Origin of the sequence: Gilvimarinus sp. DA14 (assembly GCF_024204685.1) — a bacterium.
Classification (GTDB): domain Bacteria; phylum Pseudomonadota; class Gammaproteobacteria; order Pseudomonadales; family Cellvibrionaceae; genus Gilvimarinus.
Map to the genome: position 1 here is coordinate 1,095,901 of NZ_CP100350.1, position 21,104 is coordinate 1,117,004.

The following is a 21,104-nucleotide window of genomic DNA, read 5'->3' on the forward strand; positions in this document are numbered from 1 at the left end:
ATCCTAGAGTCCGGCCTTAAGGCTCGCTTCAATAAATTGGTCCAAAGATCCATCCAATACATTTTGGCAGTTACTGGTTTGTACTCCGGTGCGCAAATCTTTAATGCGCTGATCGTCCAACACATAAGAGCGAATTTGACTGCCCCAACCGATATCGGATTTGGTGTCTTCCAGTGCCTGCTTGTCGGCGTTGCGCTTTTGAATCTCAAGCTCGTACAACTTTGCGCGCAGCATTTTCCAGGCTTTGTCGCGGTTGGCGTGCTGCGATCGCTCGCTCTGACATTGCACCACGGTATTGGTGGGCTCGTGGGTTAAACGCACCGCCGAGTCGGTTTTGTTAACGTGCTGACCACCGGCGCCCGAGGCGCGGTAGGTATCGGTGCGCACATCGGAGGGATCAATATCAATTTCGATATTGTCATCAATTTCCGGCGAGACAAACACCGAGCAAAACGACGTGTGGCGACGATTACCAGAGTCAAACGGCGACTTGCGCACTAAGCGGTGCACGCCGGTCTCGGTGCGCAGCCAACCAAAAGCGTACTCGCCTTCAAAGCGAATGGTGGCACTTTTGATGCCCGCCACTTCACCGGCCGAGGCTTCTTCCAAGGTGGTTTTAAAGCCCTTGGCTTCGCCCCAGCGCAGGTACATACGCAGTACCATCTCGGCCCAGTCCTGTGCCTCGGTACCGCCGGAGCCCGCTTGAATGTCTAAAAAGGCGCTGTTCTCGTCCATCTCGCCCGAAAACATACGGCGAAACTCCAGCTTTTGCAGCTGATCATCAAGGCCGCCGATCTCTTCGATCACCTCGTTCAGGCTGTCTTCGTCGTTTTCTTCCTTGGCCATTTCCAACAACTCGGACAAATCGCTCACGCCCGAGTCGAGATCGTCGATGGTTTTGACTACCGCCTCAAGGGAGGCGCGCTCTTTACCCAGCGCCTGGGCGCGCTCGGGCTCGTTCCAAACATTAGGCTCGCCCAGCTCGAGTTCAACCTCGGTTAGGCGCTCTTTCTTGGTGTCGTAGTCAAAGATACCCCCTAAGCACGTCGGTGCGTGCCTGAAGGTCTTTAAGGGCTGTCAGGTGGGGATTAATTTCCATGAGAACTCGCCGAAAAATTGTCAAATAAAAGCGGCGCATTCTACCGTAGAAACGCCCTCTACACTACCGTAGAGGGCGTTTCTACCCTGCATCAAACGGCAAAGAAGTTAAGTATCCAGGCCACCAGTAATACCTGCGGCAGTACAATTGCCGGCAGCGCGAAAGCCGTTTTCCAGGACTTCATGGTGTCTTTTATCACCATAATTTCGGTGTAGTCGGTGGCAACGCCGGCCATCAGAAACAAGAAGCTGTTGCCCGGTGCCTTAGCGCGGTTCATTAAATCCGCCGCAATGGGGGTTGAGCCCTCGGAACACACTTCAATAACGGCCGCCGCCACGGTAGTCAGCAGCAAGCCAATCAACGTCGGACCGAACCATTCGGCGAAAGCCTCGGCGGGCATTAACGCGCGGATAATAGCCGCCAGCAGCACACCGAACAACAGCCAGCGGATGACCATGCGCGAGCCTTTAAGCCCTTCACGCCCTACCGCTGCCAGTGCCTGTGGGCGCAAACTAAGCTGCCCCCACAACACTTTCAGCTGGGGCAAAATGGGCTCGGGCTTAGCCTCCTGCTCAGGAGCCTGCGGGTTGGCGGCAAGTTTGCGGCGCTTAACCGCGGCATCAAAAACAAGGCCTGCGATTATCGCGATCACCATAGACAGAAAGATAAAGGCGAGCGTCCAGGGCAGCCCTATCAGGGCAATCATCACCAGAGTGAGGGACAGGGAGTTCCAGGGACTGGCAATCAAGAAGGCCATAACCTGGCCCAGGCTGGCGCCTTTTTGGTAGAGCTTCATACCCACCATCAAGATTCCGTGGCTGCACAAATCGAGAAACACTCCCGCCGCCGTGGCACGCAAAATACCTGAAAAAGAGCCGCCGCGCCCAAGCATAGACACTACCAGTTGCTGCGGCACGAAATTAAGCAGGCCAACAAAGACAATGCCGATTACAACGCCCCACCACATAGTGTTCAGTAGCTCGAACACCCCGTGGGCCATATGCATCAGCCAGCCGGACGCCAAGCCGGTTAAATACAGGCTGTAGAGTAAAACACACCCAGCCAGGGAACCCCACAGCAAAAAGTCTGGCCGCTTCTTCGCTGTGGGCTCAGCACCGCAGCAACCTGCCTGAGTGGGTTTTGGTTCGGGCTTGCTGCAGCAATGCTCACTCATGGTAGTCCTCCAAAACGGTAAAAACCATGCCCGACTTGCTGTTCGACAAGTCTTGCAAAATTGCGCACTCGGGGGCTTCATCACCGCGACAACGCGACGCCAGCGCTACCAATGTCTCGCGCATGGCATGCAAATGCTGTAGCTGTTCGTCCAGCTGCGCGACTTTGTCTTCTACCGCCCGCTTCACATCAGCGCTGTGGCGCTCAGTGTTGCCCTGTAACAACAATAATTCGCGGCACTCATCCAGCGAAAAGCCCACCTTGCGCGCCCGGGCAATGAGCGTCAGTTGCGCCACATTGGCCTGCGAATAATCCCGGTAACCGTTATCCAGGCGTTGACTGTTTACCAACCCCTGGGATTCGTAATGCCGGATGGCCTTTGCACTCAGGCCGGTCTCTCGCGCCACTTCACCAATTTTCATTACTCGTCCTCTGCGTTCTGCGTTCTGCGTTCTGCGTTCTGCGTTCTGCGTTCTGCGTTCTGCGTTCTGCGTTCTGCGTTCTGCGTTCTGCGTTCTGCGTTCTGCGTTCTGCGTTAACAACACAATAAACCTTCCAGCAAGGTTAAGGTCAAGCACAAAAAACGCTCTATTTCGCCGTTTAATTATTGCAGCCAGGCATCACACGCCCCCGCAACCGCGCCAAAGGGACACGACTTTTAATATGAACCTGTAGGATTTATATCAGTAAATACAATGATTTATATTATGTAATTGACATTTTGGTTTAAATAATCAAAATAACCAATATAACAAGCAGATGGCAGGAATCTGGCGATGGAATATTTAGATGTATCGCACCCAGAATGGGACAAGATGTGGGAAGAGCTAGCACAGTACCCGCTCAACGGTGGGGATCATTTGTGTATTGAGGATGGTCAGTGCTGGGAGTACATGGGCTCCACTCAAGATCACCACCATCTGCGCCACCCCCGCCACCCGGTAAGCGGCAGGGCGGAATATATTTATATTGAGCGCGCTCGCGCAGCGGTGGGCTGGGCCTAAGCTGTCAACTTCACGTTCTTCACACCCCCATATTTTTCAGCGCATTAACAATCTGCCCCAACACTTGCGAGACCTGCGGGTGATCCTCTTCAAAATCCGCCAGCATCGCCTCCAGGGTGTCCACCGGACGAGGCTCGGGCGCCTCGCTACTACCGGCAGGATGAGTGTGGCGTTCAAGCTCGGTCATTAAGCGTTGCTGCTCTGGGCTGACCTCTTCATTGCCAAATAAGTCATGCAAGCGGGTGATCAGCTGATCGAGATTTTCCTGTGACATAGTTGTCCTCACTTGTTCGGTTACCTTACGTTTGGGTTCTTAAGATGGTATAAACCCTTCGCAATCTTAAAATTACATCATACCCTATGGTTTTAGGGTTCTGGAAAAACTGTGTCAGTTACGCCTGCTAAATCACATACAGCGAACGAATCGCACCTCAAGCGCTGGTGTCAATATCTGTATCGCCATCAAGTTACTCGCTTCTTGTTGGTGGGCGGCACCGCTACTGTATTGCAATATGTGTTTTTGATCATCCTCGCAGAGCTAACTGCCCTACCCAAGGTGGCCTGCTCCGCAGCAGCGTTTGCACTGTCGGCGGTGTATAACTATCTGGCCAACTACTACTTCACTTTTCAAGCAACGCAAAAGCACAGTGAATCGAGTATTAAATTTGCTTTTGTGGTTGCTCTAGGGCTGGGGCTCAACACCCTGGTTTTTTATATCGCCGATGCCCTGCTACCCCACTACTTGTTAGCACAACTGATCGCCACCGGAGTGACCCTGGTGAGCAATTTTTTACTGCATAAATTCTGGATCTACCGATAATGACTTTGGGATTTAACCATAATGATTAGGGATACCTCACTTGCCATCGTTGTGCCCTGTTACAACGAAGAAGAAATGCTGCCACAGAGCTTACCGGTGCTGCTCGAGACCTTGGACGCACTCATCGGCAAAGGCAAAATCAGTCAGGGTTCGCGCCTTTACCTGGTAGATGACGGCAGCCGCGATAAAACCTGGGAGCTGATCGACCAGGCTTGCGACCAACACAGCGGCCGCGTGGCAGGGGTAAAACTGTCACGTAACAAGGGCCACCAGAATGCACTACTGGCGGGCCTGGAAGCCACCGACGAAGATATCATTGTCAGCATCGACGCCGACCTGCAAGACGACCCCAGCAATATTGAGCGTATGGTAGATGAATACCACGCTGGCAACGATGTGGTTTACGGCGTGCGCGCCGCGCGCGACACGGACACCTTTTTTAAACGTTTTAGCGCCGAAGGCTACTACCACCTGATGCGCCGCATGGGTGTAGATTTAGTTTTTAATCACGCTGATTTTCGCCTGATGTCTCGCCGCGCGTTAAATGCGATGCTCGAGTACCGTGAAAGCCAGTTATTTTTACGCGGTATCGTGCGCGAAGTTGGCTTTACCTCCTCTACCGTTGAGTACGACCGCCAAAGTCGCGCCGCCGGGGAAACCAAATACCCACTGCGCAAAATGCTGTCGTTCGCATGGCATGGTATTTCCAGCTTTTCCACCGCGCCGCTGCGAGCTATTACCCTACTTGGAATAGTGGCCAGCGGCATGTCGCTGCTGATGATTCTCTGGGTACTGGGCACACGTCTTTTCACCGACAACGCCATTCCCGGCTGGACTTCCATCCTGATTCCACTGCTTTTTATCGGCAGCGTACAGTTACTAAGCTTGGGAATTATCGGCGAGTACTTGGCGAAAATGTTTGAAGAGCTCAAGCAGCGGCCGCGCTACCATCTTGAGACGGTCAAAAAACACAAGCGAGAAACCTCGCAACAAGACTAACCGGGGGGGGGTAACAGCCTTAGGCCTCCGGTAGAGTACGTGCCAGCAATGCACCCGCCGCACCCGCGGCGGAAAGCAACAAAATGGCCCAGCTTATTCCCAGCTCACTGGCAATCCAGCCAGACACACCCAGCAGCAATAACACCACACCGATAATCGTATTGCTGAGTGCTACGTAATCTGTGCGTCGGTTACCTTCAGCCAAATCCACCACATAGGTTTTGCGCCCCACCCTGACGCCTTGGTGGGCAACCGTAAGAAAAAAGTAAAACACCGGTAAAACCGCCGAATAGCCAAGCCAATGCGGCGCCCAGGTGTGCAGCGCGAAAACCATAAAGCCCAGCACCGCCGTCAACCAGGCCGCCAGCATCATTACCCGCCGGCTGGAGACATCGGCAAAACGCCCCCAAAACGGCGCTGACAGCAAGCTAGCCAGACCGCTGGCGAGTAAGAACAACCCCAATAACACCCCGGACTGTCCCACCTGTTGCTGTGCCAACACCACATAGTAGGGCGCGGTTAATGCCGAACACAAAAGTAGCGAGCGGGTAATCACAAAGCGGCGAAAAGGCTTATCGTTACGTAATAAACCTAACCTTGCCACAGCTTCGGTAATGGCGTTGCCTCCGCCTGAGGTTTCCCCGGCAAACTCGACCATCCGGGAATAGATAACGGCGGCCAGCAACCACATACCCCCCGCGCCCAACAGCAGCAAAGTGCAGCCCCAAATGGATAACTCGTTTTTGCTGACAATCAGCGCCACGGCCAACAACACGGTTACCAATCCTGCAGCGCTGGCCGACCAACCGTTTACCTGACCGCGCCTTGATTTAGGAATGGTTTTTCCCAAGACATCTTTAGCGGCCACAGAACAGAGTCCCCGAGCCAGGGCAAACACCACCAGCAAGGCGATAATGGCCCAACCCGCCGCCGCGCCCTCTAAGGTCCAGACCACCGCCGCCATGGCCAGCATACACAGAGCCTGCAATACTGAACCGCCCACCCATAACCATTTGCGCAGCGGCTGACGCCTTACAAAACTGGCGATAAACAATTGCGGCAAGAGAGAACCGGATTCGCGAATGGGCACCAGAAAACCCAATAAGTAGACCGGCGCCTGTAAAACTTCCATCACCCAAGGCAAAACAATTTTCGGGTTTGCCAAGGCATCTCCAAGCTTGCTGCAAAAGTAGCTGAGAATAAGAGTAAAAAAATTACCCGGCACTTCCCTGCAGGCCCGCTCATCTATCGCTTTGCAGATTCGGGCATCTTCTTCGTTTACGAGTTTATCGTAAAGGTTTTCACTCACGCTGGACGCTTTCATATTCAGCCACACATATGAAACATGGATTTAGCTAACAACACTTACGCCGGGCCTGATACAAATACTGTTCTCTGTGCGCATTACGCCGCTTCGCGCAGCACTACCGCCGGTGGGGTATTAACCGCATGGCGGCAGCTAAAGGCGCCAATAGCGGCAACAAATAAGGCCGTAATCACGGGAGTGAGCAGCCAGTAGAGATAATGGGGTTGGACAGGCACTTCAAATACGAACACTTGCAGGCCAATCACTAACGCCTCGGCGGCCACAGCGGCGATAATGCCGGCGGCAAAACCCAAAATCGCAAATTCGATCCAGACACCGCCGGTAATCAGGCTGCGACTAGCACCCAGGGCGCGCAGTAGACCCGCCTCTTGTTTGCGCTCGTTGATACTGCCGTTGACTGAAGCCACCAGCACCAAACAGCCGCCCAACAACACCATCAACAACACCAAGCCTACGCCATCACTCACTTGTGAGACGATCGTGCGAATTTGATTGATAATCCGATCCAACTCAATCACCACGATGGTGGGGTAATTTGTCAGTAGCGTGTTGATAAACGTTTTCTGCTCCGGCGGCAGGTACACACTGGTCATATACATGGGCGAGTAATCATCCAGCGCGCCCGGTTGAAAAATAAAATAAAAATTGGGTTGTAGTGATTCCCACTCCAAGGTTCTAAAACTGGCCACTTCGGCCTCGGCCTGTAAGCCACCAATGGAGAAAGTCAGCCGATCACCCAGTTCTATGCCCAACCTGCCAGCAACCTCTTGCTCGACGGAAACACCGGGTAAGCCGCTCTCACTGCGTGACCATTCATCCCACCACTGGCCTGCAACCACTTGGTTGTCTTCGGCCAGCTGGTTCGACCAGGTTAAGGAGGCTTCGCGATTAAGGGTGTCTTCGGGTTTGGGCTCGCCATTGATGTGCGTTAACCGGCCCCGCACCATGGGGTAGAGCTGTTCTACGCGCAATTGCTGGTTATCCAATAAACTCTTAAAAGGCTCCACCTGTGTGGGGGCAACATTAAGCACAAAGTGATTGGGGGCATCTTCGGGCACTTTGACTTGCCACTCTTCAATCAGTGAGGTCCGCACAATGGTTAATGTAAGTAGCAACATCACGGCGGTGGCAAATACCACCACCTGTAACACGCTGGCGGCGCGACGACGCTGAATACTCGCCACAGCCAAACGCCAACCACTGCCCGCCTGGCTGCCAGCTTTTTTACCCAGCGCCAGCAAGCCCACGGCCAGCAGCGATGCCAACACCGCGACCACTGCCAAAGCCAGCAACACGGTTGCGCCTAGCACCAGATCGCGACCGAATACCACCACCAATAAAATCAGAACAGCGCAGGCCATGGCAATCTGCCAAATAGCCGCACCGGTATCCACTTTCATTTCTTGGCGCAGCACTTTAATGGGCGCCACCGTGGGCAAAAACCACAAACTGGGCAGAGCAAAGCCCACCAAGGCCACGGGGCCACTTAATAAACTCAACACAAAAGAGCGCCAACGAGCAGGAGCCATTTCTATTTGGTACAAGCGGTGCACCGTCAGAGCAATGAATTCTTGAATCGCGTAACCAATTAGCAGACCCAGCAGCGCCGCCAACAGGGAAAGGCAAAGAAGTTGCGTCAGGTACAGAAATCTGATTCTGCCCGAGCCCACACCGAGACTTTTCAGCAACGCCACCTGGTTAATATGCCGCGCCGCGAACTGCCGCGCCGCCAGGGCAACAGCTACCCCGGCCAACAGCACACCCATTACCGCTGCCAGCACCAAAAAGCGTCGGCCAGTTTTTAAGGTTCCCTGCAAACGCCGCTGAGCGTTTTCTATACCGACGACTTCTTCGTGCTCGGTCAATCGAGGCTCAAGCCAGGTGATAAAGTCAGCCAGGTGCTCTGGTGTGGAGGCCAACAGCCACTGATACTCGACGCGACTGCCCGGCTGGATGACCTGGGTTTTTGCCAAATCCGCCCAGTTCATCATAATGCGCGCGCCCATTACGCTAAATGGGCCACTACCATCTGGCTCGCTCACAATCACTTTACTGGCGATTAAGCTGTGCTCACCAATCTGCAAGGTGTCTCCTAGGGAGATATGCAGCAATGGCAAAAGGCGCGAGTCCACCCACACTTCACCCACGGGCGGGATACCCTCTGCGCGCTCAACACTGGGGCCAGAGGTCGCGAATGGCTGCTCGCTAAGATCGATATAACCACGCAGCGGGTAATCCTCCGCCACCGCTTTGATAGACGCCAGGTGCATCTCATCGCCGGCGAAAACCATTGAGGCAAAGTGAGCAACCTGACTGGTCGAAATATCACGAGCTTGTGCCTCGCTCTGCCATTCGCTTTGATGTGGCTGATTACTGGTGATCAGCTTATCAGCACCTAACAGCGAATTGCTCTGCTCCAGTAAGGTGGATTCAAGGCGGTCGGTAAACAGCGCAATGGCACTTACCACCGTTACCGCCAGCGCCAGCGCTACCGCCAGCAGTTTTACTTCACCACTGCGCCAATTGCGCCAGAGTAATCGCAACGCCAGCATAACCCCTCCTATTGTGCAGCGGCCGCTGAACTGATTAACAACTCACCAGCGGCCAGCTGCACTTGCCGGGCACAGCGATTAGCCAAACGCTCTTCGTGGGTAATCAGCACCAGTGTGGTACCTGCCTCGGCATTTAACCCGAACAAAAGATCATTGATGGTGTTGCCAGTGGCACTGTCCAGATTACCTGTGGGTTCGTCGGCAAACAGGATTTCGGGCTCGCAGGCAAACGCCCGGGCAATGGCGACCCGCTGTTGCTCACCGCCGGACAACTGTGGCGGGTAGTGATTGAGCCGCTGGGCGAGCCCTACCCTGGCTAGATAATCCTCTGCGCGCTGGCGGGCATTTTTCTGCCCGCCCAACTCCATGGGTAACATGACGTTTTCCAGCGCCGTTAACCCCGGCAGCAACTGAAAGGACTGAAACACAAAACCAACACGCTCAGCGCGCACCCGCGCGCGTCCCTCTTCGTCGAGCTCGCCAAGGTTTTCACCGGCCAGTAGCACGCGGCCGCTGGAGGGAACATCCAGACCCGCTAACAGTCCCAGCAAGGTGGATTTGCCCGAGCCTGAAGCGCCGGTTATGGCCAGGCTTTCACCTTTCTCTATCCACAGGTTAATATCTGTGAGAATGGTAAGATCACCGCTCGCGGTGGTGACGGTTTTGCCCAACTGCTCGGCCTCGATCATATAAGCCATAAGGTCTCCCGGAAGGCGCGCTTAAGATTTGTTATTGCTGGATTCTACTATGCTCAATTGGTTTAGACGTTTAATTTTGGTAAATGGATGCCTGCTGCTGTTATTTTCTGCCACAAGCTGGGCGCAGCAACCTCAACCTATTCTGGTAATGGGCGATAGCTTAAGCGCCGGTTACGGCATTGATTTAGAAAGTGGCTGGGTGCAATTGCTGCGCGAGAAGCTGGAAAACGAAGACTTTAGCCATCCGGTCGTCAACGCCAGCGTAAGCGGTGAAACCACTACCGGCGGCGCGGCGAGACTGGCGAAACTGCTGCAAACACACAAGCCCGGCATTGTTATTTTAGAGTTGGGCGGCAACGACGGACTGCGGGGTCAACCGGTAAAAATAATGCGCGACAATCTAAGTGCAATGATCCAGTCCTCGCTGGATGCCGATGCCGAGGTTCTGCTGTTGGGAATGCAAATTCCGCCTAATTACGGCGCCCGCTACACAAAGATGTTCAGCGATATCTATCCGGCCCTTGCCGAGCAATACCAGATCACGCTGGTGCCTTTTATGCTAGACGGCGTTGCCCTCAATCGGGAGCTGATGCGCAATGACAGCATCCACCCGACCGCCGAAGCTCAGCCGATGATTCTGGACAATGTATGGCCTTATCTTGCGCCGCTGCTTTAGTGCGGCAGCTCAATTATTATACCGGCTCTAAGTAATCGATCATTAGCTGCAAAGATTCACGCCCGCGAAACTCATTGACGTCCAGTTTAAAGGCGGCGCGAATGCGCTCAATACCTTGATCCGGCCACACAGACAAATCTACATTGAAGGCAATAGCATCCAGCAATTGCTGCTTCTGCGCGTCCAGCGCCAGCACCAATTTCAGGTGCTTTTCCCCCACGATACGCTGCTGAACCAGATAAAACTCCCCATCGAATAATGGCTCTGGAAAGTGCTGACCCCAAGGGCCCGCGTGTCGCAACTGGCGCGCCAGCTCTAGCTCAAATTCGCTGGCGGCAAGTTCGCCATCGCTCATCAGGACTGCCTGTAAATCATCTGCAGCGAGCTGACGCTTAACTTCGGTATCGAAGGCTTCGGCAAAAGCCTGATAGTTTTCCCGCGCAATGCTCATGCCGGCAGCCATGGCATGGCCGCCAAATTTTTGCAGCAAGTGCGGCTCGCGTGCGGCCACCGCATCCAGAGCGTCGCGAATGTGCAGGCCGGGTATGGAGCGCGCCGATCCTTTAATAGTATCGTCGTCGGCATCGGCAAACACAATCACCGGGCGGTGAAATTTGTCTTTCACCCGCGAGGCGAGAATACCGATTACCCCTTGATGCCAGGTGGCGTCGTACAAGCACAGCCCCCAGGGCAAGTCCTGACCATCACCGACACTGAGTTTATCCAGCATGGCCATGGCCTCGCGCTGCATACCGCTTTCAATGGCTTTGCGATCGCGGTTAAAGCTGTCTAGCTCGGCCGCCAGCTCGCGCGCTAATTGAACATCATCACTAAGCAAGCAGCGTATGCCAATGCTCATGTCATCCAACCTGCCGGCGGCATTCAAACGCGGGCCTATAGCAAAACCCAAATCAGTCGCCACTAAACGCTCGCGACCACGTCCGGCCACTTCAAGTAATGCCAGGATGCCCGGGCGCGCCACGCCCGCGCGAATACGACGCAAGCCCTGCTCCACAAGAATACGGTTATTTGCATCCAGCGGTACCACATCGGCAACGGTTCCCAGAGCCACTAAATCTAGAAAGTTCGCCATATTCGGCTCGGGGATTCCCGCCTCGGCAAACCATCCTATAGCGCTCAGCTGTTTTTTTAACGCATTCATTACGTAAAAAATCACACCGACACCGGCAAGATTTTTACTGCTAAAAGAGCAGCCCGGCTGGTTCGGATTGACTATCGCATCGGCCGCAGGCAGCGCCTGACCCGGCAGGTGATGATCGGTGACGACAACCGCAATGCCCAGGTCGTTGGCCGCCTGTACGCCATCGATACTGGAGATACCGTTATCCACGGTAACAATCACATCAGGCTCTCGCTCAGCCGCGACCGCTACAATTTCCGGCGTAAGGCCATAACCATACTCAAAGCGGTTGGGCACCAAAAAGTCCACATGCTGCGCCCCCATGGCACGCAGTGCTAACACCCCGAGCGCAGAGCTGGTGGCGCCATCGGCATCAAAGTCGCCCACAATCAAAATACGCGCACCGGCCACTACCGCATCGGCGAGAATTTCAGCAGCCTCTGGTAAACCTTTTAACTCCGGGCGCAGCAAGCGCTGTAGGGTTAACTCTAGCTCCTCGGCATGCCGCACACCGCGATTGGAGTAGATACGATTCAGTAAGGGCGCAAGATCAGGCTCAGATAGTAAAGATGAGGGGGAGGGACGGCGTTTGATGATTTTTTGCATGGGGAAGACTCGTCGGACGACAGAGGTCTGATGTCGGACACATAAGGCACAGCAAACCCGTACCTTATGCAAAACTTAGCAGCGTCTGACGTCCGACATCAGACGATCCGATCAACACGCCAAATGGCTGCGCATAAACTCGTGCACGGTCTCGGCGTCGTTAGGCAGTACTTCGTAACGCTCTTCGCGGTCGAACAAATCCGCCATATGGTGCGGCAATTTGGGATCTTCCTCTTGCCCTGCTTTTTGCACGGCTTCGGGGAATTTCGCCGGATGCGCGGTCGCCAGGCATACCATGGGCACGTCTTTGCTGCGACGAGTCGCCCGAGCGGCATCAACGCCAATGGCGGTGTGTGGGTCAAGCAGGTATTCAGTGCGTTCAAACACCTCGCGAATCACTTCCAGCATGCGAGCATCATCCACTTTATGACTGGCAAATAATTCCCGTGCGCGAGCCAACGCCTTGTCATCCAGATGCATAGCCCCAGATTTAAAATCTTCCATGAGCTTGGCAATGGCGGCACCGTCGCGGTCGTACAAATCGAATAGCATACGCTCGAAGTTGCTGGACACCATAATATCCATACTGGGCGACAAAGTGTGCTGCAACTCTTGCTTACTGTGATCGTTGTTGCTGATAGCGCGGTGCAAAATATCATTGCTGTTGGTGGCAATGACCAGCTGATCAATGGGCAGCCCCATACGCTTGGCGAGGTAACCGGCAAAAATATCGCCGAAGTTTCCGGTGGGCACCGAGAAAGACACCGGACGGTGCGGGCCACCGAGCGCCAGGGAGGCGTAAAAGTAATAGACGATTTGCGCCATAATCCGCGCCCAGTTGATGGAGTTTACCGCCACCAGTTGGCGCCCTTCGGGCAGGAACGACTGGTCGGCAAAGCTCGCCTTTACCATGTTCTGGCAATCGTCGAAGTTTCCGTCCAGGGCAATATTGTGGACGTTATCTTCCAGCACGGTGGTCATCTGACGGCGCTGCACATTGGACACGCGGTTGTGCGGATGGAGAATAAAGATATCGATATTCTCACAGCGGCGGCAGCCTTCAATGGCGGCCGAACCGGTATCGCCCGAGGTCGCCCCCATGACCACAACTTTTTGGTCGCGCTTTTGCAAAATATAATCGAGCAAGTGTCCCAAAAACTGCAGCGCAAAATCTTTAAACGCCAGAGTGGGCCCTTGAAAAAGCTCTAAAATCCACTCGTTGTGACCCGTTTGCACCAAAGGCGCTATGCCCTGGTGGCGAAAGCTCTGGTAGGCTTTGTCAATCAAACCGCGTAAATCATCGTCGGGAATTTCACCGTCGACGAAAGGCGCCATCACCTTAAACGCCAGTTCTTGATAAGACAGACCTGCCCAGCTCGCGATCTCTTCACGAGAAAACTCGGGCAGCTTTTCGGGTACATACAGGCCGCCATCGGAGGCGAGACCGGTAAGCACTACTTCTTCAAACGACAGTGACGGCGCCTGGCCGCGGGTGCTGATGTATTTCACGTCGGTAACCTGAATTCAGTCCACTTGAGGGCAATTGCCCGTTATTTACACACCTTATTTTAAAGGCTCTAAACGAATGCGGGTAATAGGCCCGGTAATTGAGCTAAGCGCTTCAATTTTACTGATGGCGGTAGCCAAGTGTTTCTCAACCGCTCGGTTGGTCAACAGAATCAGCGGCACAATTTCTTCGTCTTCATCCGCCTCTTTTTGAATCAGCGCTTCAATACTGATACCCGAGTCGCTCAAAATAGTCGCCACCTGCGACAGCACACCCGGCTTATCAAGAGCCGACATGCGCAGGTAGTAAGCGGTTTCCACCTCGTCAATGGGCAGAATATTGCGATCGCTCAGGCTGCTCTGTTGAAACCCCAAATAGGGAACCCGGTGCTCAGGATCAGCTGTCAGAGTACGCGCCACATCGACGATATCCGCAATTACAGAAGAGGCCGTAGGCTCAGCGCCCGCGCCAGCACCATAGTACATGGTGGGGCCAACGGCATCCCCTTTAACCATAATAGCGTTCATGACACCGTCGACATTAGCCAGCTGGCGGCGCTCGGGAATCAATGTCGGATGTACTCGCAGCTCGATACCATCGGCAACCCGGCGGGCAATACCCAAATGCTTGATGCGGTAGCCCAACTCGTCGGCGTAGGCCACGTCCACCGGCTCAATTTTACTGATCCCTTCGGTGAATACCTTGTCAAACTGCAGCGGGATGCCGAAGCTCATAGAGGCCAGAATCACCAGTTTGTGGGCGGCATCGATACCTTCCACGTCGAACGTAGGATCGGCCTCGGCGTAGCCCAGCTCTTGTGCTTCTGCGAGAACGTCGCCGAAATCGCGGCCTTTGTCGCGCATTTCGGTAAGAATAAAGTTGCCGGTACCGTTGATAATACCCGCCAGCCACTCGATGCGATTGGCCGAAAGCCCCTCGCGAATGGATTTAATAATGGGGATGCCACCGGCGACCGCTGCCTCAAAGGCTACGGTTACGCCCTTGGCGTCGGCGGCGGCAAAGATTTCGTTACCATGCTCAGCAATCAGCGCCTTATTAGCAGTCACGACATGCTTGCCATTGTTGATGGCTTCCAAGATCAGGTCGCGCGCAACTGAGATGCCGCCAATCAGCTCCACAACCACATCAACATTGGGGTTACGAGCCACATCGAACACATCGCGAGTGACGTTCAAGGACGTCATATCCACCTGGGGGTTATCCCGGCGCGCGCCCACTTGCTCCACAATAATATCGCAACCGGCGCGGGCGTTAATGACGCGCTCATTGCGCGCGAGTACATTGACGGTGCCACTGCCTACGGTGCCCAGACCGCAGATACCTATTCTGACCGGTTTCAACATGAAATCCTCTTGTGGGGAGACGGTAAAAACAAAAGACGGCAACCTTACTCAGAGCTAAGGTTGCTGTCAATTGATGTTGGCGTGTGTTTGGAGAAGGCGGGCGCTATTGGCCCTGTTCGATGCTCTGCAGCAGTTTTTCAGGTGGCTGGTAGCCTACAAACAGTCGACCGTCAGGTAGCAGGATACTTGGGGTACCAGTCACGCCCAATTCACCGCCCTTGAGAAATTGCTGCTCAATAGGGGCATCGCAACTGGCCGGCTCGATTTCTTCCAGGTTTTTCAGCTTGTCCAGCGCATCGGTGGGCTCAGCGGCGCACCAAGCGCTTTCGAGCTTGGCCGCTGAAGGGCTGTTAGCACCTGCGCGTGGATAAGCCAGGTAGCGAATCTCAATGCCCAGATCGTTATAGCCTGGCATCTGCTCGCCGCGCTCGCGATATCCGTGCATTTGACTGTGCAGGCGGCGGCAGTAGCCGCAATCGACATCGGTAAACACATAGGCCACATGCTTGGCGCCATCGGCCGGGGTAAAGTTAATGGTGTCGCCCTCTTTCAGGCTGTCGACAAATTCTTTGCGCGAGTTAATCAAGTAGGGATCCTGCACTGGCACCAGCCCCTTGGCTGTCACTTCGTAGGCATCGCCCATAATCGCGTGCTGACCATCGGCGGTCATCATCAGGCTGGGGCCGCCGATCACTTGAACGCTGTACAAGCCATCAATCACCGAGGGGCGCACCGGACCGAGGGGCGCACCACCGGTTATCTTGTCCAGCTGAGCTTTGATAATTTGCTCTGGAGTCTGCGAATCCGCAGGCTCAGAGGCCTTGCTGGTGTCTTGAGCCGCAGCTGCGCAAGCCGCAAAGGCCAGTGCCGCCAAGCTGGTACGAACTGCATTCATAATCATAAAAATATCTCTGTTTATTACGGGCATCACCAATCGGCAGGCAGTTTAACACACAAAACTTAGCCCCTTGGGTGATGAACTTCATGCAGGCTTTTCATTCTCGCCTGAGCTACGTGGGTGTAAATTTGCGTGGTGGACAGATCGCTGTGGCCAAGCAACAACTGCACTACGCGTAAGTCAGCGCCGTGATTTAACAAATGAGTGGCAAAGGCGTGGCGCAGCGTATGCGGCGACAAGGGTTTTTCGATCCCCGCGAGCTGTGCCCAGTGCTTTATGCGGTGCCAAAACGTCTGTCGCGTCATCTGTTTAGCGCGAGTGCTGGGGAAAAGCACATCAGAGGATGTTGTGCCTAGCAAACTACCCCTGCCCTCTCTCAAGTAGCGCTCCAGCCAGTAAACCGCTTCTTCCCCCAAGGGCACCAGACGCTCCTTACTGCCCTTACCCAAAACCCGCACAACACCCTGACGCAAATTCAGCATCGGCAAAGTCAGCCCCACCAATTCGGTCACACGCAGGCCACAAGCATACAAAAGCTCCAGCATGGCCTTATCGCGCAAGCCCACAGCGTCTGTCACATCGGGCGCCCGAAGCAGCCCTTCGACATCCGCCTCGGTTAAAAGTTTTGGTAGCGCGCGGGGCAGCTTGGGGTTGTCAATATGCGCCAGAGGATCTGCCTGAAGCCTCCCTTCACGGATCTGATAGCGATAAAAGCCGCGCAAGCATGAAAGCAGTCTGGCAGTGGAGCGGCTGGAGTAGTGTCGGCTGTGGCGCCAGGCGAGAAAGGCCATGACTTGCTCTTGACTGGCATCGAGCAAAGGCGCCCCGCTCTCGGCCGCAAGCCAGGCTGCAAAGGCACTTAAGTCGCGGGCATAACTCTCGCGGGTATTGGAGGACAAGCCCTTTTCCAGCCAAAGGCCATCCAAATACTGGTGAATGATTTTTGAGTCCGAGTTTACCGTCATCTGCCTGCCATCTTTATGTCACTGGCATTATGCGGGCGGGAAATTTCCTTGCAACTATTTCCTACCGATATAAAAAAAGCCGGAGCAGTCTCCTGCTCCGGCTTTTTTCGGCTTAAGCGGTAAAACTTAAGACAGTTTTTCTTTAATACGAGCGGCCTTACCAGTCAGATCGCGCAAGTAGTACAGCTTGGCCTGACGCACATCACCGCGACGCTTAACAGCAATGCTGTCAACCTGCGGGCTGTGAGTTTGGAAAGTACGCTCAACACCAACACCGTGAGAGATTTTGCGCACGGTGAAAGCAGAGTTCAGACCACGATTACGCTTGGCAATTACCACGCCTTCGTAGGCCTGCAAACGCTCGCGGTTGCCTTCGGTTACTTTTACCTGAACAACAACGGTGTCACCCGGGGCAAATTCCGGAACTTCTTTTTTGAGCTGTTCGTTTTCGAGCTCTTGAATGATTTTGTTGGTCATCTCGTTTCTCCTGAGAGTCTGTAGCTTCACAGCTAGAGTTAGTCATTAAGGTCCCGACGAAAGTCCGTCAGCAGCACTTGCTGCTCCTCGGTTAAGTCTTTGTGTTGCAATAAATCTGGCCGTCTTAGCCAGGTTCGCCCCAGCGCTTGTTGTAAGCGCCAACGCCGAATTCTTTCATGGTCCCCGGATAACAACACCTCGGGAACCTCCGCCCCATCCAATGACTCAGGGCGGGTATAGTGTGGATGGTCCAACAGGCCATCGGTAAAAGAATCTTCCACCGCAGACTGAGCATCACCAAGGGCACCAGGCAACAGCCTGATGACCGCATCCATCAGCACCATGGCCGGCAATTCGCCGCCGGATAGCACATAATCGCCAATGGACCACTCTTCGTCGACTACTCGGGCAATCAGACGTTCGTCTATTCCTTCGTAGCGACCGGCAATCAAAATCAGATTACCGTTTTGCGCCAGCTCACTCGCGGCCGCCTGGTTAAATACCTGGCCCTGAGGCGACAGGTAAATAACTCTGGCATTTATCGCCCACTGCTTAGCAGCATCGACAGCGTCGGCCAGCGGCTGAACTTTCATCAGCATACCGGGGCCGCCGCCATATGGGCGATCATCCACGGTGCGATGCTTGTCCTGGGTAAAATCCCGCGGGTTCCAGCAGCGGATATCCACCCGCCCCTCTTTTACCGCCCGCGCGGTAATACCACTATCGCGTACCGCCTGAATCATCTCGGGAAACAGGGTTATCACCGCAATTCTCAGTGGCTCAAAGCCAGCTGTATCGGTGCTCACACAAGCCTCCGGGCCCGATCAGGCGCTTTTAAAACTGTGGATCCCAGGCAACGGTGATCACACCGGCATCGAGATCCACCTTTAGCACGTATTGCTCTGGCACATAAGGCACCAGGCGCTCGCGCTCATCAATGCTGTCGTCGGTGGCACCAACCACCAGCACATCATTGGCGCCGGTCTCCAGCAACTTGGAGACTTTGCCGAGCGAGTAGGTCTTGCCCTCATACTCGCTGACGACCTGCAAGCCCTGCAGCTGGTACCAGTAATACTCATCACCAGCCAGCTCGGGCAACTGGTCTCGCTCCACCGCAATGGTAATGCCGGAGTAAGTAGCCGCCAGGTCGCGATCGTCTACATCCTTAAGGTGGGCAACAAAACCCTTGCCATGAGGACGCGCGGCGTCGATTTCCACCGCCTTCACCCCGTGCGCGGTTTTTAACCACCAGGGATGATACTCAAACAGGTTTTCAGCAGGCTCAGTAAACGATTGGATTTTCAGCCAGCCTTTAACGCCAAATACGGCACTAATTCGACCGACATCCACCAGATTTGAAGAACCTGCCACAACCGGGCCGTTACTTAAGCGGCTTCTTTAACCAGCTTGGCAACGCGCTCGCTCAACAGAGCGCCCTGGCTTACCCAGTAGTCGATACGCTCTTGATCAACGCGCAGTTTCTCTTCCTGGCCACGGGCGATTGGGTTGAAAAAGCCAACACGCTCGATAAAGCGACCGTTACGCGCGCTGCGGCTGTCGGTTACAGTCAGGTGGTAGAAAGGACGCTTTTTTGAACCGCCACGTGACAGACGAATAGTTACCATGAATACTTTCCTGTGGTTGTGTGACCAGACTGGGCCTGGCCGCGATTAACTGTTTTAAGCGACGGACCTCTGTCCGGTCGCGAAAGGCGCCGTATTCTAAGGGAAAGCTTGCGCTTTGTATAGCTTTATTGCGCGACTTTTGTGCAGATTGAGCCGCACCGGATCTCACGACGCGGCTGGCGTCTGCTTATTTTGGCCTTAGGGGCCACTAAACCATATCGGCGAAGCGGTTGGGCATATCCAAATCGATAGGATGTACGTATCCGGGAAGGTTCAGCTTGCCAGCGGCCAGAGTAATCTCACTTTCGTCGATCAGGCCTTCGCCAAACTGATAAATAGTACCAAAGTCACCCTGCAGCGCAGCCTGGTCATACTGCGCGGCAGCCGCACGAGTGCTTTCACGTCGCTTTTCGTAGGCGGTGTAGGCGTCAGTGCCATAACGTTTGGCCAGCATCTGATTGACTACCCGCGGCGACAAGACGCTCGCAGTTGCATTATTGCCACCAAAACCCTTGGAGTTTAAAAAGGCAATATCGATAGGCTCTTCTGGCATGTAATCAGCCACTGGTATGTGCAGGCGATCGGCGTAAACATCGTCTGCGACCTTATCGATGGTTTTAATGCCCGGCACCACGCCATATTTAAAGCTACCCAAGCTGGCAATCAGCTGATCGGCGCTGGCGGGGGACAATGAGTGCCCGACATAGGCTTTAATAGCGGCGACGGGCCAGTGCTCGATGCCAAAATAGGCGGCGATTTGGTCAAAAATTTGCGATTCAGTGACCCGGTTTTGCGGGGTGCTTGAGCCGTGGGCGTGCACCATCGAGCGCTTGCGAATCGCCTCGTCACCCAAGATCGCGCGAGCCGATGCCACAGCTTTGGCAAAAGTAATATGGTTCCCCGGTCCCGGTGCCGAGATAGATTTTTTAAACCCGTCGGCATTAATAAACACATCGTTTACCGCGCCGTGAATATCCGCTCCGAGCTCGAACGCTAGGGCGTCGTCCATCAGCACCACATACTGGGCCGACTCTGCAATCGTGAAGCCGCAGTTTTCACCAAAAGGGCGACTGGAGCGGCGCGGGTCTGTGCTGTCGCTGTTATCAATTTTCTTCAACTTTTCCTCTACCCCCAGGGCACCCATGGTGGCATAGCCATCGATAATTTCCTGAGTGATGGGGGCCTCGGCGTTACCCACTACGGCTACGCGACAGCGGCCACTGCTGATGTCTTCCAGCGCTGAGCGCAGGTTATAAAGAAAAGAAGCACAGGCCCCGGCATTGGCCGAGGTGTGCCCGACACTGCCGAGAATGTAAGCGTTCACAAAATCGGCGGGCATGCTATTCAAACCTAACGGACACTGTTTGGTGGTGACACGGGAGCCGCGCAGACGTGCCTGCAGCAAACCACCAAAACCATTGTCATCCATTTGGCTCATAACATTACTGGCATAAACCCCCACTTGATCGGGCTTTACGCTGGCGGCAATGGTGGCCCAATCGATGCCTACCGAGCGCACGGCGTCGGAAGCGGCAATTACCGATAACTGCAGTGCACGCGGGTGAAACCGGGCATTGTAAAGTGCAGAAGGATCGAACCCCTGAGGCAGCTGACCGGCGGATTTAACGGGAATATCGCGATAGCTATCGAACTTCACCTCAACCGGTCCGGTCACCTCCACTTTGACTTTTCGCCCCTCCAGCTCGGTGACGCGCCAATTAGCGGGAGTAGGCTCGGGCAAATCTTTTGAGCTCAGAGTAAAGGTCTGGACGCCCGCCTCCCCCTGCAGAGTTGCACTCTTTTGCCAAGCGGCGGCATCAACATCAAAAAACGCGGGATCAATACGGCGGATCAGGCTGCCGTCCAGAATTTGCGGCCCGAATGTTTGTTCAATTTCTTCCAAGCTCAGAGATTTACCCTGACCATCGCACCACTGTCCGGCCTGACATTGAATCAGCCCCATCATCACGCCCAAGCCGGCAAGTGTTTGCTGACGCTCAGCCGCTGGCAGCGACTCTATCACCATACGCCGAAACGCATGATGCCCCGAACTGCGTCCGGCCGCATTAAAACCACCAAAACCGACAATCACAGGTAAACGGGACATAGATAAACTCCGGGCTGACAGACTTGTATTCAAGACTGAAAGTGTAGAGCGCGCCGATCCAGAACA

Annotated in this window: 21 protein-coding genes; 4 read left to right on the forward strand and 17 right to left on the reverse strand. The window is 54.5% G+C overall.

Annotated features, from left to right (window positions below; all coding sequences use genetic code 11):
* Window positions 1–3: 3 nt before the first annotated feature.
* The 3 genes from prfB to cueR form a co-directional block, all read right to left on the reverse strand.
* Window positions 4–1,099, reverse strand: a protein-coding gene (gene prfB, locus NHM04_RS04765) for a peptide chain release factor 2 (protein WP_254265902.1) whose coding sequence is annotated in 2 segments (ribosomal slippage) — window positions 4–1,026 and window positions 1,028–1,099 — 1,095 coding nt in all. Because the reading frame shifts where the segments join, the coding sequence is not laid out codon by codon here.
* A 91-nt stretch (window positions 1,100–1,190) separates the two neighbouring features.
* The gene (locus tag NHM04_RS04770; protein WP_254265903.1) at window positions 1,191–2,273 is read right to left on the reverse strand and encodes a permease; all 1,083 of its coding nucleotides are present in this window, start codon (window positions 2,271–2,273) and stop codon (window positions 1,191–1,193) included.
* Window positions 2,266–2,694, reverse strand: coding sequence for a Cu(I)-responsive transcriptional regulator (gene cueR / locus NHM04_RS04775; protein ID WP_254265904.1), 429 nt, complete (start codon window positions 2,692–2,694; stop codon window positions 2,266–2,268). The genes NHM04_RS04770 and cueR overlap by 8 nt, the downstream gene beginning before the upstream one ends.
* A gap of 354 nt (window positions 2,695–3,048) precedes the next feature.
* On the opposite strand from cueR, the gene NHM04_RS04780 reads away from it, so the two are divergent.
* The gene (locus tag NHM04_RS04780; protein ID WP_254265905.1) at window positions 3,049–3,276 is read left to right on the forward strand and encodes a 4-diphosphocytidyl-2C-methyl-D-erythritol kinase; all 228 of its coding nucleotides are present in this window, start codon (window positions 3,049–3,051) and stop codon (window positions 3,274–3,276) included.
* 19 nt (window positions 3,277–3,295) lie between these two features.
* Here NHM04_RS04780 and NHM04_RS04785 read toward each other — a convergent pair whose 3' ends face one another.
* On the reverse strand, window positions 3,296–3,550 hold the full coding sequence (locus NHM04_RS04785; protein WP_254265906.1) for a DUF4404 family protein: 255 nt from the start codon (window positions 3,548–3,550) through the stop codon (window positions 3,296–3,298).
* Between the two features lie 111 nt (window positions 3,551–3,661).
* Here NHM04_RS04785 and NHM04_RS04790 point away from each other — a divergent pair, with 111 nt between their 5' ends.
* Window positions 3,662–4,096 (forward strand): GtrA family protein, encoded by a 435-nt coding sequence (locus NHM04_RS04790; protein WP_254265907.1) that lies wholly within the window; start codon window positions 3,662–3,664, stop codon window positions 4,094–4,096.
* A gap of 21 nt (window positions 4,097–4,117) precedes the next feature.
* The gene (locus NHM04_RS04795; RefSeq protein WP_254265908.1) at window positions 4,118–5,095 is read left to right on the forward strand and encodes a glycosyltransferase family 2 protein; all 978 of its coding nucleotides are present in this window, start codon (window positions 4,118–4,120) and stop codon (window positions 5,093–5,095) included.
* Between the two features lie 19 nt (window positions 5,096–5,114).
* On the opposite strand, the gene NHM04_RS04800 is transcribed toward NHM04_RS04795, so the two are convergent.
* The 3 genes from NHM04_RS04800 to NHM04_RS04810 all read right to left on the reverse strand — a co-directional run bounded on the left by NHM04_RS04800 (window position 5,115) and on the right by NHM04_RS04810 (window position 9,672).
* The gene (locus NHM04_RS04800) at window positions 5,115–6,419 is read right to left on the reverse strand and encodes an MFS transporter (RefSeq protein ID WP_254265909.1); all 1,305 of its coding nucleotides are present in this window, start codon (window positions 6,417–6,419) and stop codon (window positions 5,115–5,117) included.
* 80 nt (window positions 6,420–6,499) lie between these two features.
* Window positions 6,500–8,974 carry an ABC transporter permease gene (locus NHM04_RS04805; RefSeq protein WP_254265910.1) on the reverse strand — a complete coding sequence of 825 codons (2,475 nt, stop codon included), beginning with the start codon at window positions 8,972–8,974 and terminating at the stop codon, window positions 6,500–6,502.
* 8 nt (window positions 8,975–8,982) lie between these two features.
* On the reverse strand, window positions 8,983–9,672 hold the full coding sequence (locus NHM04_RS04810; RefSeq protein ID WP_305881959.1) for an ABC transporter ATP-binding protein: 690 nt from the start codon (window positions 9,670–9,672) through the stop codon (window positions 8,983–8,985).
* Window positions 9,673–9,721: 49 nt separating this feature from the next.
* Here NHM04_RS04810 and NHM04_RS04815 point away from each other — a divergent pair, with 49 nt between their 5' ends.
* Complete coding sequence (locus NHM04_RS04815; RefSeq protein WP_254265911.1) at window positions 9,722–10,348, forward strand: arylesterase; 627 nt, start codon at window positions 9,722–9,724, stop codon at window positions 10,346–10,348.
* 16 nt (window positions 10,349–10,364) lie between these two features.
* On the opposite strand, the gene recJ is transcribed toward NHM04_RS04815, so the two are convergent.
* The 10 genes from recJ to NHM04_RS04865 all read right to left on the reverse strand — a co-directional run bounded on the left by recJ (window position 10,365) and on the right by NHM04_RS04865 (window position 21,038).
* A complete protein-coding gene (recJ, locus tag NHM04_RS04820) occupies window positions 10,365–12,095 on the reverse strand; it encodes a single-stranded-DNA-specific exonuclease RecJ (protein ID WP_254265912.1) in 1,731 nt (576 codons plus the stop codon).
* Between the two features lie 111 nt (window positions 12,096–12,206).
* Window positions 12,207–13,604 (reverse strand): threonine synthase, encoded by a 1,398-nt coding sequence (gene thrC, locus NHM04_RS04825; RefSeq protein ID WP_254265913.1) that lies wholly within the window; start codon window positions 13,602–13,604, stop codon window positions 12,207–12,209.
* A 54-nt stretch (window positions 13,605–13,658) separates the two neighbouring features.
* Window positions 13,659–14,966, reverse strand: coding sequence for a homoserine dehydrogenase (locus NHM04_RS04830; protein WP_254265914.1), 1,308 nt, complete (start codon window positions 14,964–14,966; stop codon window positions 13,659–13,661).
* A 103-nt stretch (window positions 14,967–15,069) separates the two neighbouring features.
* The gene (locus tag NHM04_RS04835; RefSeq protein ID WP_254265915.1) at window positions 15,070–15,867 is read right to left on the reverse strand and encodes a thioredoxin fold domain-containing protein; all 798 of its coding nucleotides are present in this window, start codon (window positions 15,865–15,867) and stop codon (window positions 15,070–15,072) included.
* Between the two features lie 59 nt (window positions 15,868–15,926).
* Window positions 15,927–16,829, reverse strand: coding sequence for a site-specific tyrosine recombinase XerD (xerD, locus tag NHM04_RS04840; RefSeq protein WP_254265916.1), 903 nt, complete (start codon window positions 16,827–16,829; stop codon window positions 15,927–15,929).
* Between the two features lie 126 nt (window positions 16,830–16,955).
* Window positions 16,956–17,306 carry a 50S ribosomal protein L19 gene (gene rplS, locus NHM04_RS04845; protein ID WP_254265917.1) on the reverse strand — a complete coding sequence of 117 codons (351 nt, stop codon included), beginning with the start codon at window positions 17,304–17,306 and terminating at the stop codon, window positions 16,956–16,958.
* A 38-nt stretch (window positions 17,307–17,344) separates the two neighbouring features.
* The gene (trmD, locus tag NHM04_RS04850; protein ID WP_254266595.1) at window positions 17,345–18,049 is read right to left on the reverse strand and encodes a tRNA (guanosine(37)-N1)-methyltransferase TrmD; all 705 of its coding nucleotides are present in this window, start codon (window positions 18,047–18,049) and stop codon (window positions 17,345–17,347) included.
* Window positions 18,050–18,140: 91 nt separating this feature from the next.
* Complete coding sequence (gene rimM, locus NHM04_RS04855; protein ID WP_254265918.1) at window positions 18,141–18,677, reverse strand: ribosome maturation factor RimM; 537 nt, start codon at window positions 18,675–18,677, stop codon at window positions 18,141–18,143.
* A gap of 14 nt (window positions 18,678–18,691) precedes the next feature.
* On the reverse strand, window positions 18,692–18,931 hold the full coding sequence (rpsP, locus tag NHM04_RS04860; protein ID WP_254265919.1) for a 30S ribosomal protein S16: 240 nt from the start codon (window positions 18,929–18,931) through the stop codon (window positions 18,692–18,694).
* A 208-nt stretch (window positions 18,932–19,139) separates the two neighbouring features.
* The gene (locus tag NHM04_RS04865) at window positions 19,140–21,038 is read right to left on the reverse strand and encodes a beta-ketoacyl synthase (RefSeq protein ID WP_254265920.1); all 1,899 of its coding nucleotides are present in this window, start codon (window positions 21,036–21,038) and stop codon (window positions 19,140–19,142) included.
* Window positions 21,039–21,104: the final 66 nt, after the last annotated feature.